Genomic DNA, 13,565 nt, shown 5'->3' with positions numbered 1-13,565 from the left:
CCCCGCTGTTTTATCAGCCTTTCAGCTCTGCAATCCGCTGCCGGACAGCTTCGCGTTTTGCCGTGTAGTCTTTCTCTTTTCCGCGTTCTTCTTCAATGACATGCTCAGGAGCTTTTTTAATGAATCCTTCGTTGCCGAGTTTTTTCTGAACGCGTTCGACTTCTTTTGTCAGCTTGTCGAATTCTTTTTGCAGACGGGCGATCTCCTCATCAATGTTAATCAGCCCTTCAAGCGGCAGAATGACTTCCGCTCCGGTGACGACAGCTGTCATCGCTTTGTCTGCCGCAGCGATATCCGTCCCGATTTTCAGCGTGCTCGGATTCGTAAAGCGTTCAACGTAAGAACGGTTCTTCTCAAGGCGGCCGGCAATGTCTTCGGTAGATGTTTTAATGTAAAGTTCAACCTGCTTGCTCATCGGCGTGTTGACTTCGCTCCGGATATTGCGGACAGAACGGATTAATTCAACGAGCAGTTTCATATCCGCCGCTGCCTCTTTATCCGTATGTTCCGGCACCGGAACCGGCCAAGAGCTGATCGTGATTGACTCGCCTTCATGAGGAAGGTGCTGCCAGATTTCTTCCGTTAAGAATGGCATAAACGGGTGAAGAAGACGCATCGTCTGGTCAAGCACGTATGCCAGAACAGACCGGGTTGTTTTCTTCGCCGCTTCATCTTCCCCGTACAGCGGAAGCTTCGCCATTTCGATATACCAGTCGCACACATCGTCCCAGATAAAGTTGTACAGGTGGCGTCCGACTTCACCGAATTCATAACGATCCGCAAGCTGTGTTACGTCTTCTATCGTTTCATTCAGTCTTGTGAGGATCCACTTATCAGCAACTGATTTTTCACCGGACAGATCAAGCTCGTCATACGTCATGCCGTCCATGTTCATTAATGCAAAACGGGAGGCGTTCCAAATTTTATTTGCGAAGTTCCATGTGGATTCCACTTTTTCATAGCTGAAACGGAGATCCTGTCCCGGTGAACTTCCGGTTGCCAGGAAATAGCGCAGGGAATCCGCTCCGTACTTGTCGATGACATCCATCGGGTCCACGCCGTTCCCAAGGGATTTACTCATTTTTCTGCCCTGCTCGTCACGGATTAAGCCGTGAATCAGCACGTCTTTGAACGGACGCTCGCCGGTAAACTCAAGACCTTGGAAAATCATCCGGGATACCCAGAAGAAAATGATGTCATATCCCGTTACAAGTACATCGGTTGAGTAATACCGCTTAAAGTCTTCAGCGTTTTCATCAGGCCAGCCCATTGTAGAAAACGGCCAAAGCGCGGAGCTGAACCATGTATCAAGCACGTCTGAATCCTGCTCCCAATTTTCGCTGTCCTCAGGCGCCTCAAGGCCGACGTACACTTCTTTTGTTTCTTTATGATACCAAGCCGGGATGCGGTGGCCCCACCACAGCTGACGGGAAATACACCAATCACGGATGTTTTCCATCCAGTGCAGGTACGTTTTCTCGAAACGGTCAGGAACGAAGTGAACCTTCTCTTCTTTTGCCTGAAGGTCAACCGCAGCATCAGCCAGCGGCTGCATTTTGACAAACCATTGTGTGGACAGGTACGGCTCAACAACGGCGCCGCTTCTCTCACTGTGGCCGACAGAATGCATATGGTCTTCGATTTTAAAGAGAACGCCGGATTCCTGAAGATCTTTGACGAGTTTTTTGCGGCATTCAAACCGGTCCATGCCGTTATATTGCAGCGCTTTTTCATTCATTGTTCCGTCTTCATTCATGACGAGAATCCGCTCTAAATTGTGGCGGTTTCCGAGTTCAAAGTCATTCGGGTCATGGGCAGGCGTAATTTTAACGGCGCCTGATCCGAATTCCATATCAACATAATCATCGCCGACAATCGGAATTTCGCGGTTTGTAATCGGCAGAATCACCGTTTTGCCGATTAAGTGCTTGTAGCGCTCATCTTCAGGATGAACCGCGACAGCCGTGTCGCCAAGCATCGTTTCCGGACGGGTGGTCGCGATTTCAATTGAGCCTGAGCCGTCTGCTAACGGGTAGCGCAAATGATAAAACGCGCCCTGTACGTCTTTGTAAATCACTTCAATATCGGATAAAGCCGTTTTTGTGGCAGGGTCCCAGTTGATGATATATTCGCCTCTGTAAATCAAGCCTTTTTCGTACAACTTGACGAATACTTCACGCACGGCTTTGTTCAGCCCTTCATCAAGAGTGAAACGTTCGCGTGAATAATCGAGTCCGAGTCCCATCTTGGCCCATTGGCTGCGGATGAAATCAGCATACTCTTCTTTCCACTTCCACGTTTCTTCTAAAAACTTTTCACGGCCGAGGTCATAACGGCTTGTGCCCTGTTCGCGGAGTTTCGCTTCGACTTTTGCCTGAGTGGCGATGCCGGCGTGATCCATGCCCGGAAGCCAGAGCACGTCATAGCCCTGCATGCGTTTCATACGTGTAACGATATCTTGCAGCGTCGTATCCCACGCATGTCCGAGGTGCAGCCTGCCCGTCACGTTCGGCGGCGGAATGACGACAGAATACGGCTGTTTCGTTTGATCGCCGCCCGCTTCAAAATATTTTCCTTTCAGCCAAAAATCATAGCGGCCTTTTTCAATCGCAGACGGATCATATTTTGTCGGCATTGTTTGTTCGTTTGTATCCATGATAACCCTCCAGCATGTTTAGAAATGGCTGAGCAACTAAAAAAGAGCCTTCATCCTGATAAAGGACGAAAAGCTCTTTCGCGGTACCACCTTTTTTCATGAACAGATTTGTTCATGCACTTAAACGGATAACGGGTGCGACCCGAATTTCTCTACTGTATGTTCAAGAAATTATGCTCCCGGGCGACCTTCCAATGAGACGGCATAAGAAGCCTTTCAGCACAGTAGCTTCTCTCTCTTCATGCGTCTTTCTTGTACTCTTCCCGTTCAAAGCAGGTGTATTTATATCAGCTCATGATCTTATTTATTATGTTCTTTATTATAGTAAAAGTGTTTTTGATTCGTCAATCATCTTTTCCAAAAACCGCTGCCGTCATACATAAATGGGCATGCACCCCGCTCTTCCCCTTACATACGATACATAGAAAGGCGAATGTGAGGAGGAATTGCCCGTGAGAAAAAAATTCAATTCTTATTCGCTCCCCCAGTGGGCCAGACAGGTCCGCCTTGTATCCGTGCAAGTCATTATCCCGATTACGATCTTTCAGGGGATCAGGACGATTTTCTTTCCGACGACTTTTGATGTCCTGCTGCTTGCCATCCTGCTGTTTTTAGCGTGCGCCCTGCATTTGGAATGGATATAAAAAAACGAGTCCCGTTATGAAGAGGACTCGTTTTCCGCTTTTATTTTTTTCTCCCGCTCAATCTGATGAACCTTCATGAGAAAAGGCTCAACATTTTTCATCTGCCAAAACGCTCTTAATAATTGCGTGCATTCTTCTTTTTCAGAGCCCCTTTGGCCGGTCTGATACCGTTTCAGCACTTTGTACATGGCGGACGGATAAGCCATATAGCTGAGAAACAGGCTGATTTCCGCTTCACGGAGCGGGAATGATTTGTGATACGTATAAAACCAGTCCAGGCATTCCGGACATGCTTTCGGATAGCTTCTGAACATTCTGGAGTAAAAGCTGAGCAGGTCATTTTGCGGAGGGCCCAGCGCAGCTTTCTCGAAATTTGTGAAAAAGCCTGATCCCGCATCATTATACAGAAAGTGGCGGCTCGATAAACTGCCGTGGTTGATCACCGCTCTCGTCTTGTCATGATCCTTTGCCGCGTCAAACCATTCTTCCAGACGTTCGAGAGCAAAATTGACGGCGGAAACCGTTTCTGTAAGATACGTAACAGCCTGCAGTTCAAAAGGTGAAAGGTACCACTCTTTTTCCGCCCGGTCGGCGAATTGTTCATAGACAAGTTTATCATTTTCCCAATCTCTTTTCGTTGCTTCATAAAAGCGGCTGATATCTTCAGTCCGGATTTGGATGTCCCGCACAGTCGCAGAATGGAGCTTCGCGACCTCTTTAAAAAGGTAAACATGTTTTTGGTCCCGTTCTTCTTCCTGATCGTACTGAAGCCAAGGCATTAAATAATAAGAATTCTCCGTCTGTCTTCCCGCAAAAAAATCGCCTGCATACGTGCGGCAGATCGGCACAAATGATCGGTAGCCTTTCTCCTCAATCTCAATCATAAGATCCGTAAATTCACTGCTGCGGGCCGGCTTGAGCTGTTTCAAAGCAAAAATGCCGTAGTTTGAGTAGACCTTCCAAACATGCGGGCTGACAGGCTCAATGTACTCAGCCGTCAGCCCGTATTCCTGAAGCACTGATTGGACTGCTTCCATTCCATTCACCACATTTTTACGGCCTCTTTGTGCTTACACATGGCTGTTATTATATTCAGGTATATACAGAAGCTGACCTTCCTCAAGCTCGTCATCAAACGATAAAGCATTCGTTCGGATGAGCTGCTGGGATGTAATGTCATATCGTTCACACACCCGGTCGATTGTATCTTGCTGCTGCACGATACAAATTTTCATTCTTGAAAACTTTTCTTCTTCCCTTGTAAATAATTTTGTCAAGTAATGAGAGTTGTCATTTTCCTTCTGCTCGGTTCCCGGTGCCGCTTCTTCATTCTTTCTTTCAGGCTTAAGCGGCTCAGGCTGTTCCGCTTGCGCCGGCTCCTCCGGCGGCAGTTTGGAAAACTGAAAAGACAAATCGAGAGGCTTCCCGGTTTCCTCCTCCGGCGGCGCCATCTTCCTTACCTCAATTTCAAACCCTTCTTCATCATGAGCCTCTTCTTCAAGCAGCTTAGGAGCGCTGTAAAACTCCTCTTCCTGCCGTTCCGGAACGAACTCACGATAAACGGGCGCCTGCTCTTCTTGAAAAACCGCAGGCTCATCTTCGTCTTCTGCCGCCTTATGATCGCTCTGACGGAGAAGCGGCTCGGCCTCTGGCTGTTCTTCTTTTTGAAGGAAGGGCTGTTCCGCAATTTTTGTTTTTTCTGCATGCGGAGTCAGAGTGAATGCAGGGAAAACCGGTTCGATATCATCTTTTGGCTCTTCCTGCGCTTCTGCTGAATCATCCTCAAATACGGGTTCATTCCTCACAGCTGACATGATTGCAGGCTCCTCAGCTTCTTCCGGTTCTTCTTCGTGCTGAAAGGAAACGGGAGGAGGAGGCTCAGTAAAGGAAACAGGTTTCGGCACCTCTTCTTGCTCCCTCAGAATCGGGGCTGCTTCCTGCTCTTCTTCCTGCTCCCTCAGAATCGGGGCTGCTTCCTGCTCTTCTTCCTGCTCCCTCAGAATCGGGGCTGCTTCCTGCTCTTCTTCCTGCTCCCTCAGAATCGGGGCTGTTTTCTGCTCTTCTTCCTTCCGCTCCCTCAGAATCGGAGCTGCTTCCTGCTCTTCTTCCTGCTCCCTCAGAATCGCTGCTTCCTGCTCTTCTTCCCGCTCCCTCATAATCGGGGCAGTTTCCTGCTCTTTTTCCTGCTCACTCAAAATCGGGGCAGTTTCCTGCTCTTCTTCCTGCTCCCTCAGAATCGGGGCTGCTTCCTGCTCTTCTTCTTCCCGCTCCCTCAAAATCGGGGCAGTCTCCTGCTCTTCTTCCTGCTCCCTCAGAATCGGGGCTGCTTCCTGCTCTTCTTCTTCCCGCTCCCTCAAAATCGGGGCAGTCTCCTGCTCTTCTTCCTGCTCCCTCAGAATCGGGGCTGCTTCCTGCTCTTCTTCCTCCCGCTCCCTCAGAATCGGGGCTGCTTCCTGCTCTTCTTCCTGCTCCCTCAGAATCGGGGCTGTTTCCTGCTTTTCTTCTTCCCGCTCCCTCAGAATCGGAGCTGCTTCCTGTTCTTCTTCCTCCTGCCTGAGTGAAGGCGGGATTTCTTCCTCGTTTTTCTCTGTTTCTTGTGCTGCTTCTTCTGATACAGTCAAAGGTATTTCAGGCTCATGGCGTATCATTAATTCTGGTTCATTTTCGTCCTCTGAATGATGTCCGGCAAGATTGATCATTTCTTCTCTGGCAAATTCAGGCGCCACGTACAAAGGGATCTCCGGCTCTTTTGGCTCGGATTCCTCAAGCAGCCCTTCAATTGCCAAATCAGCTTGAATGGTTAAGATCCTTGAATCCGTCAGCTGATAATCAAAGGCATCAATAAATACGAAAACATCATTGAGGTGGCTCACTTTATTTTTCGGAATCGTGATGTCCACCGGGAAACAATGAATGAGCTCGGCCGTGCCATCCTCCCTTGCCCTCACTTCCTCTACATGCCTCAGCTCACTATTAAGCTCTTCAAAATGACTGCTGTGATCTATGTTGTACTCGCCAGTAAGTTCTAATGACCCTTTAATTGAGACATAATCATTTACTTCCTGCACCCTGATGTCAGGGTCTAATGAAATCGAAAGTAATTCAGAAACTTCCTGTCCTTTTTGGAAACAGATTGATTCTTCAACAGAAAATTGCAATCGGTGATTATGCGGCAAGTTCATATCCTCCTTTCATCTAATCCATACAATTAGATGTCACTAAAGGTGTATGCCGCAATCCGGGAAAATATGATAATGGAGGCATTGAAAAAAGCCGATACAAGTCTTGCTTGCATCGGCTTTTCGGTATCAGCGGCTGATCGCCTGGAACACTTTCTCAGCGGCTTGAATGGTATTTTCAATATCCTCCATTGTATGCGCAGTGGAGAGAAACAATCCTTCAAATTGAGACGGCGGCAGAAATACGCCTGCGTCGGCCATCCCTTTATAATACTTGGCGAACAGCTTTAAATCAGAAGATTTGGCTGATTCATAGTTAATGACAGGCTCATTGGTGAAAAAGAAGCCGATCATTGACCCCGCCCGGTTAAACGTGTGCGGAATGCCATGTGCTGCAGCTGCTTTTGAAATGCCTTCTTCAAGCATATCGCCTTTTTTCACAAATTCTTGGTAAGATTCAGGTGTGAGCTGCTGTAACGTCTCAAGTCCCGCTGTCATGGCAAGCGGATTTCCTGACAATGTTCCCGCCTGGTAGATCGGACCGCTCGGCGCGATTCGTTCCATGATTTCGGCTTTGCCGCCATACGCACCGACAGGAAGACCGCCGCCGATGACTTTGCCGAGACACGTTAAATCAGGCGTCACGCCGAAATATCCTTGCGCACAGTTATAGTCCACGCGAAAACCGGTCATGACCTCATCAAAAATGAGCAGCGCGCCATACTGTTCCGTAATGTCGCGAAGTCCTTGTAAAAAGCCTTCCTGCGGCGGAACAACGCCCATATTGCCCGCTACCGGTTCAACAATGACCCCGGCAATATCTTCACCGTACTCCCGGAATGCGAGTGCAACGCTTTCCAAGTCGTTGTATGGAACGGTAATCGTATTCATCGCTATTCCTTCCGGCACGCCCGGGCTGTCCGGCAGGCCGAGTGTCGCCACTCCGGATCCCGCTTTGATCAGCAGCGAATCACCATGGCCGTGGTAACAGCCTTCAAATTTCAAAATTTTGTTGCGGCCGGTATATCCTCTTGCCAGACGCAGGGCGCTCATTGTCGCCTCTGTGCCGGAGCTGACCATCCGCACGATTTCAACAGACGGCACACGGTCAATGACCAATTTGGCCAGTTCGTTTTCCACTTCAGTGGATGCCCCGAAACTTGTCCCGTTCTCGGCTACTTTTTTCAGGCTTTCAACGACCCGGTCGTTCGTGTGACCCAAAATGAGCGGCCCCCAGCTCAGGACGTAGTCGATATATTCATTGCCGTCAATATCAAAAATTTTCGATCCTTTTCCGCGCTGCATAAAGATCGGGTCCATATCAACTGATTTAAACGCGCGCACCGGGCTGTTCACTCCGCCCGGCATCAGTTTCTGCGCTTCTTTAAAAGCGGCTTTTGATTTTTCATAGCTTCTCATCTGCCTCAGCTCCCGTCAAATGAAATCGTTACTCAGCAAGCCATTTTGCTGCGTCTTTTGCATGATACGTCATAATCAGATCGGCTCCTGCACGTTTCATGCCCGTTAAAATTTCCAGCACCATTTCTTTTTCTTTAATCCAGCCGTTTTGGGCTGCCGCTTTCACCATGGAATACTCCCCGCTCACATTATATGCGACCAGCGGCAGGTGATGGCGGTTTTTCACATCACGCATAATATCTAAGTATGACATAGACGGTTTGACGATTAAAAAGTCAGCGCCTTCTGCCGCGTCTGATTCAGCCTCACGTAGCGCTTCCAGGCGGTTGGCCGGATCCATCTGATATGTTTTTCGGTCACCGAACTGCGGCGTGCTGTCAGCCGCGTCGCGGAACGGGCCGTAAAATTCACTTGAATATTTCACGGCATAAGACATGATCGGAACATTCGTGAATCCTTCTTTGTCGAGCGCTTCCCTGATCACTGTGACAAAACCGTCCATCATATTTGAAGGAGCGATGATGTCAGCGCCGGCTTTAGCCTGGCTGACGGCTGTCTGCGCCAGCAGTTCAAGCGACTCGTCATTCAGGATTACTCCGTCTTTCACGACGCCGCAATGGCCGTGATCCGTGTATTCACAAAGACATGTATCAGCGATGACGATCATTTCAGGATAATGCTTTTTAATCTCAGCAATCCCTTTCTGCACAATGCCGTGGTCGTGAAAAGCCTGGGTTCCGCAGGCGTCTTTTTCTTCCGGCACGCCGAAAACGATGACCGACTTAATGCCGAGCGATATCAGCTCAGCCATTTCATCCTTTAACAAATCGAGTGATACATGATAAACCCCCGGCATGGAAGGAACTTCTTTTTTTCCTTCGAGTCCTTCAACGACAAATAACGGGTAAATAAAATCTGAAGGGTGAAGACGTGTTTCTTTTACTAAATCTCTCATCGCAGCGTTCGCGCGCAAACGGCGGTGTCTGTTAAATGTTTGATTCATCATTATCTATCCTTTCCCGACATGCTGCACATGACGTCCAGCATGCCTTCAATCGTATAGGTGTCAGGCACATGGGATGAGATCCCGTATTCCAAGAGCGCTTTCTCTGTCAAAGGGCCGATGCTGATATAGCTCGCACCGCTGTTTTCCCACGCTTTTTCTCCGTCTCCGACCGCGTGCATAAACGTATGCACCGCCGATGAGCTGGTAAACGTAATAAAATCAAAATGAGAGCGGGATGCAGCCCGTCTCAGCTCGTCCATGCCTTTTTCATCCTGAATGGTATTGTATAACACCCATTCCCTTATTTGATAGCCAAGCGGCTCAAGCTCCGCTTTTATGACATCGCGTGATAAATTGCCCTTTATCACTGAAATGGGTTCGGCAGCTGATGCGTGCCGTTTTAAAGTATCAGCCAGACATTCCGCCACATACTCGTCAGGCATCGCATCCGTCCGGGCTCCCCGCTCTTTCAGGGCGCGCGCTGTCTTTTCACCGACGGCTGCGATTTTTTTCCGTCCCGAAAGCGCAAGGCCATGCTGATCAAGGTAGGAAAAAAAGAACCGGACACCGTTTACGCTTGTAAACACAAGCCAGCCCGGTTCAGAAAGGTCTTCCCGCAGACTGTCCGCACATTCATCCGGGAGCGCTTCCTGAAAAGCGATCAGAGAGGCGGAAACAGCCGTTCCGCCGAGCGCCTCCACTTTTTTTCGGAACGGTGCTGCCTGTCTTTTGTTCCGGGTGACGAGCACGGTCTTTCCTTGTAAAGGAAGGTCAATTGCCATCCTGATCGAGCTCCTGTTTCACGCTGTCGATTAGTGCTTTGGCTCCTTTTTCAGACATCATCGCCGCACAGCGTTTCCCGATTTCTTCCGGATCATGTCCCGCCGCTGTTTCTTTATAAATCGTCTTTCCGTCCGGAGACGCGACAAGACCGACCAATTCAACCTCATCCCGGTCATTGACGGACGCATACCCGGCTATCGGCACTTGGCAGCCGCCTTCCATCGCGTGTAAGAAAGCCCGTTCGGCTGCCACCGTGCGCTGCGTATACTCATCGGTAAATTGCGCAAACAGCTTCAAAAGCTCTTCATCCGACTCTCTGCATTCAATGGCAAGAGCGCCTTGGCCGACCGCAGGCAGACAGCGGTCCGGTTCGAGGAATTCAGATACGACATCATCTTTCCAGCCCATTCTCGAAAGCCCCGCAGCCGCTAAAATAATAGCATCGTAATCTTCCGTTTCAAGCTTTTGAAGTCTCGTATCGATATTGCCTCTGATCCACTTAATTGTAAGGTCAGGGCGTTCAGCAAGAATCTGGGCGCTTCTTCTTAAACTGCTGGTGCCGATGATGCCCCCTTCTTTTATGCCGTCCAGCATTTGATGCCCTTTTGAAATGAGCGCATCACGCGGATCCTCACGTTTCGGTATGCAGCCTATGACAAGACCCTCAGGCAAAACGGCGGGCATGTCTTTCATGCTGTGAACCGCCATATCAATCTCCTGATGCAGCAACGCCTGTTCAATCTCTTTGACAAACAAACCTTTGCCGCCCACTTTTGACAGTGTAACATCGAGGATGCGGTCGCCTTTTGTGACAATCTCCCGGATTTCAAAGTCATAGGAAGGATTCAATTCCTTCAGTTTGTTAATCACCCATTTTGTCTGGGTCATAGCCAGTTTGCTCCGTCTGGAACCTACCTTAATCGTTCTCATTTTCTTTCCTCCCGAATCTGTTTGGGCGCGTGCGTTAACTGAACCAATGGAATTGTGACAGGCTTCCGAGCAGGAAGTAATTAATCATCAGCACGAGAAAACATGCTGAATTCCATAACGCCGCCACTTTTCCCTGCAGTTCCTTAATCATTCTGATATATAAATAGTAGCTGTATAAAAGCAGCACAATAAACGAGCCGAGCACTTTTGAATCAAACCAGTACAGCGTTTCCAGCGACACATACGCCCAGATCACGCCTAATATCAGGCTCAACAGCAGCATCGGAACCCCGATGACATTTAAAACGTAAGCCATATAATCAAGTTTTGACAAATCTTCAATTCTCAACAGCCATTTTCCCCATTTTTTCTTCTTTAATAAAGAATATTGAAACTGATAAAGAAGCGAAAAGACAAAAGAAAGGGAAAAAGCGCCGTAAGACAGAATCGCCATTGTAATATGAATGACCAAAAGCTCTGAGACCAGCTGACCGGAAAAGGCGGCCGAATGCTGATCCGTCGGTGAAAACGTATGGATCGCAATCATCGAGAAACCGATGACATTCGTGAAAAACACGATAAAATCAACCCGCAGAATCTGCGTGACCACAAGTGAGAGCGTGACAAGCACCCACGCATAAAAGTAAAGGGCCTCTGTAATATTCAAGACCGGAAATCTGCCCGTCTGCCACATGAAATAAGAAAGATAGACGGTTTGCAGAGTCCAGACAATAGAAAGCAACCAGAAGGCTATTTTTCCAGCCTTCCGGTTGTGTTGAAGAAAATCTATAAAGTAAAAAAGGACGCTTACTGCATAAATAACAATTGTCGCTTCATTAAGTCTTGCCATTGCTGTATCAATCATACAGCCCTCACTCACTTACAAGCGGACGTAAGCCCGTTTTTGCTTCTGCCTTTTGAAACGAATGAACCGTCTGGCGGTTATCCAGGCTTTTGTCCAGCTGGCGGCCGGCCTCTTCCTCAATATCGAAAATCTGCATAAACAGCTTCAGCTTTTCATCTGAATCCGCTTCAGCCGCAAGCTCTTTCGCTTTCAGAATCGGGTCGCGCAGCATTTGGTTAATGATGCTTTTCGTATGTTTGCTGAGAAGTTTTTTCTCTCTCACCGTCAGATGAGGCAGCTTGCGCTCAATGCTCTGCATCGTATCGGACTGGATGGACAGCGCCTTTTCACGCAGCGCCGAAATGACCGGCACGACGCCGAGCGTATTAAGCCACTGCTTAAACTCAACAATTGCTGCTTCAATAAACAGCTCGACTTTTTCAGCGGTTTCGCGGCGTTCTTGTAAGTTGGCTTCAACGATTCCTTCAAGGTCATCAATATCGTACAGAAAAACACCTTCAAGATCGTTAAGCGCCGGATCGAGGTCTCTCGGCACAGCGATATCCACCATAAATAACGGACGGCCTTTCCGCTGTCTGCCCGCTCTCTCCATCATTTCTTTAGACACGACGAAATCACTTGCGCCTGTCGAACTGATTAAAATATCAGCTTCAGCGAGTGCATGTTCAAGCTGGTTTAAGCTGCGCGCTTCTCCGGAGAAACGGTCAGCAAGCGCTTTTGCCTTCAAAAACGTTCTGTTGATGACCGTTACTTTGCCGATACCCTGACCGTGCAGGTTTTCTGCGGCGAGCTCGCCCATTTTTCCCGCACCGAGAATCAAAATGTGCTTATTTGACAATGAGCCGAAGATTTTTTTCGCGAGTTCAACGGCGGCGTAACTGACGGAAACGGCATTAGCGCCGATATCGGTTTCGGCATGCGTGCGTTTGCCGACGGTCACCGCCTGTTTAAACAGCTCATTGAAAATGGTGCCGATCGTCTTTTCTGCCTGCGCCGTTTTAAAGCTCGAGCGGACCTGGCCGAGTATTTGCGTCTCTCCGATGACCATGGAATCCAAACCGCACGCCACACGGAATAAATGCTCGATCGCCGCGTCGCTCTCATAAAATTTCAGAAACGGAGACAGCTCTTCTTTCGGCAGCGAGAACCATTCGGATAAAAATGTCTTTATATAATAACGGCCGGTATGAAGCTGGTCGACCACCGCATATATTTCGGTGCGGTTGCAGGTTGACACGATAATGTTTTCAAGAACGCTTTTTTCTTCTTTTAAACGGAGCATCGCTTCTGCAAGCTCATCCGGCTGAAAACTTATTTTTTCGCGTATTTCAATAGGGGCGGATTTATAATCTACTCCCACAACAAGAATATGCATCGCTTTCATGCACCCCCGTACATCGCAATTTATTTATAATCATTCTAACATAGAATTTATTATTTATAATAATTATAACATAGTTTCTTCGGGAAAATGTGAACAGATTTCAAAAATGTTATGCTATAGTATAAAAAGCGCGTTTCCACTGTAATCATCATACTAAAAATCCTTTACTGCGGGTAGGTGACAGGATGAAAAAAACATCAATTTTATTACCGGGACTTCTGCTAGCCGCTTCATTATTCGCATGGCTTCAGAGCGGACAGGTTCACCTGTTTGCGAATCAGGGGGAATGGCCGGTGCTCCTTATGCTCTTGGGGGCCGTGCTCTTGTATCAGGGCAAAAAGGAAGCGGCCGGGCCTCACGTCCTGATCGGCATGCTTCTTTTCGGCATAGGTTTACACTTTTTCGCCAAACCTGAGCTCTCATGGTGGCCGGGAGATTTTGAAATGATTCTCTTCGTCTTCGGATTCTCCTTATTTGCGGCTGCCAGAAAAGAATATGTATACGAAGCGGCTGCCATGATTGGTTTTTCCCTCTTTTTATACTTCTTTAAACAAATTACGGCGTGGCTGGAGTCCGTCCATATTCCGACGGAACACTTCAAAACATACTGGCCGTATGTTTTCATCGGAATCAGCCTTTTATTATTGTTTATCAAGCGGAACAAAACTATACGATAAAACCCAAAACGCACTGCGTTTT

At 48.3% G+C, this 13,565-nt stretch carries 11 protein-coding genes and 1 other annotated feature; of the genes, 2 read left to right on the top strand and 9 right to left on the bottom strand.

Annotation, left to right across the window (positions count from 1 at the left end; genetic code table 11):
- Positions 1–13: 13 nt before the first annotated feature.
- A complete protein-coding gene (locus ACWJJ5_RS11505; RefSeq protein ID WP_003152640.1) occupies positions 14–2,656 on the bottom strand; it encodes a valine--tRNA ligase in 2,643 nt (880 codons plus the stop codon).
- A 58-nt stretch (positions 2,657–2,714) separates the two neighbouring features.
- Positions 2,715–2,936, bottom strand: a binding site (T-box leader).
- Between the two features lie 172 nt (positions 2,937–3,108).
- Between ACWJJ5_RS11505 and ACWJJ5_RS11500 the strand changes: the two genes are divergently transcribed.
- Positions 3,109–3,300: a hypothetical protein gene (locus ACWJJ5_RS11500; RefSeq protein ID WP_003152639.1), complete on the top strand. Its 192-nt coding sequence runs from the start codon at positions 3,109–3,111 to the stop codon at positions 3,298–3,300.
- A gap of 14 nt (positions 3,301–3,314) precedes the next feature.
- Here ACWJJ5_RS11500 and ysxE read toward each other — a convergent pair whose 3' ends face one another.
- The 8 genes from ysxE to hemA all read right to left on the bottom strand — a co-directional run bounded on the left by ysxE (position 3,315) and on the right by hemA (position 12,857).
- Positions 3,315–4,337 (bottom strand): spore coat protein YsxE, encoded by a 1,023-nt coding sequence (gene ysxE, locus ACWJJ5_RS11495; RefSeq protein ID WP_070082724.1) that lies wholly within the window; start codon positions 4,335–4,337, stop codon positions 3,315–3,317.
- Positions 4,338–4,370: 33 nt separating this feature from the next.
- Positions 4,371–6,476: a LysM peptidoglycan-binding domain-containing protein gene (locus ACWJJ5_RS11490; protein ID WP_454022413.1), complete on the bottom strand. Its 2,106-nt coding sequence runs from the start codon at positions 6,474–6,476 to the stop codon at positions 4,371–4,373.
- Positions 6,477–6,608: 132 nt separating this feature from the next.
- A complete protein-coding gene (gene hemL / locus ACWJJ5_RS11485) occupies positions 6,609–7,898 on the bottom strand; it encodes a glutamate-1-semialdehyde 2,1-aminomutase (protein WP_110085406.1) in 1,290 nt (429 codons plus the stop codon).
- Positions 7,899–7,926: 28 nt separating this feature from the next.
- On the bottom strand, positions 7,927–8,901 hold the full coding sequence (gene hemB, locus ACWJJ5_RS11480; protein ID WP_094247687.1) for a porphobilinogen synthase: 975 nt from the start codon (positions 8,899–8,901) through the stop codon (positions 7,927–7,929).
- A 2-nt stretch (positions 8,902–8,903) separates the two neighbouring features.
- Positions 8,904–9,686 (bottom strand): uroporphyrinogen-III synthase, encoded by a 783-nt coding sequence (locus ACWJJ5_RS11475; RefSeq protein ID WP_077722657.1) that lies wholly within the window; start codon positions 9,684–9,686, stop codon positions 8,904–8,906.
- Positions 9,676–10,617: a hydroxymethylbilane synthase gene (hemC, locus tag ACWJJ5_RS11470; RefSeq protein ID WP_454022412.1), complete on the bottom strand. Its 942-nt coding sequence runs from the start codon at positions 10,615–10,617 to the stop codon at positions 9,676–9,678. Before hemC ends, ACWJJ5_RS11475 begins: the two co-directional genes overlap by 11 nt.
- Positions 10,618–10,651: 34 nt before the next feature.
- A complete protein-coding gene (locus tag ACWJJ5_RS11465) occupies positions 10,652–11,482 on the bottom strand; it encodes a cytochrome c biogenesis protein (RefSeq protein WP_003152629.1) in 831 nt (276 codons plus the stop codon).
- 7 nt (positions 11,483–11,489) lie between these two features.
- Entirely contained in the window at positions 11,490–12,857 is a 1,368-nt protein-coding gene (gene hemA, locus ACWJJ5_RS11460; protein WP_003152628.1) for a glutamyl-tRNA reductase, read from the bottom strand.
- 194 nt (positions 12,858–13,051) lie between these two features.
- Between hemA and ACWJJ5_RS11455 the strand changes: the two genes are divergently transcribed.
- The gene (locus ACWJJ5_RS11455) at positions 13,052–13,543 is read left to right on the top strand and encodes a hypothetical protein (protein ID WP_014305520.1); all 492 of its coding nucleotides are present in this window, start codon (positions 13,052–13,054) and stop codon (positions 13,541–13,543) included.
- Positions 13,544–13,565 lie beyond the last annotated feature (22 nt).

The sequence above is a fragment of the Bacillus sp. JK74 genome (assembly GCF_053663395.1).
This window is presented reverse-complemented; position numbering and strand designations above follow the sequence as displayed.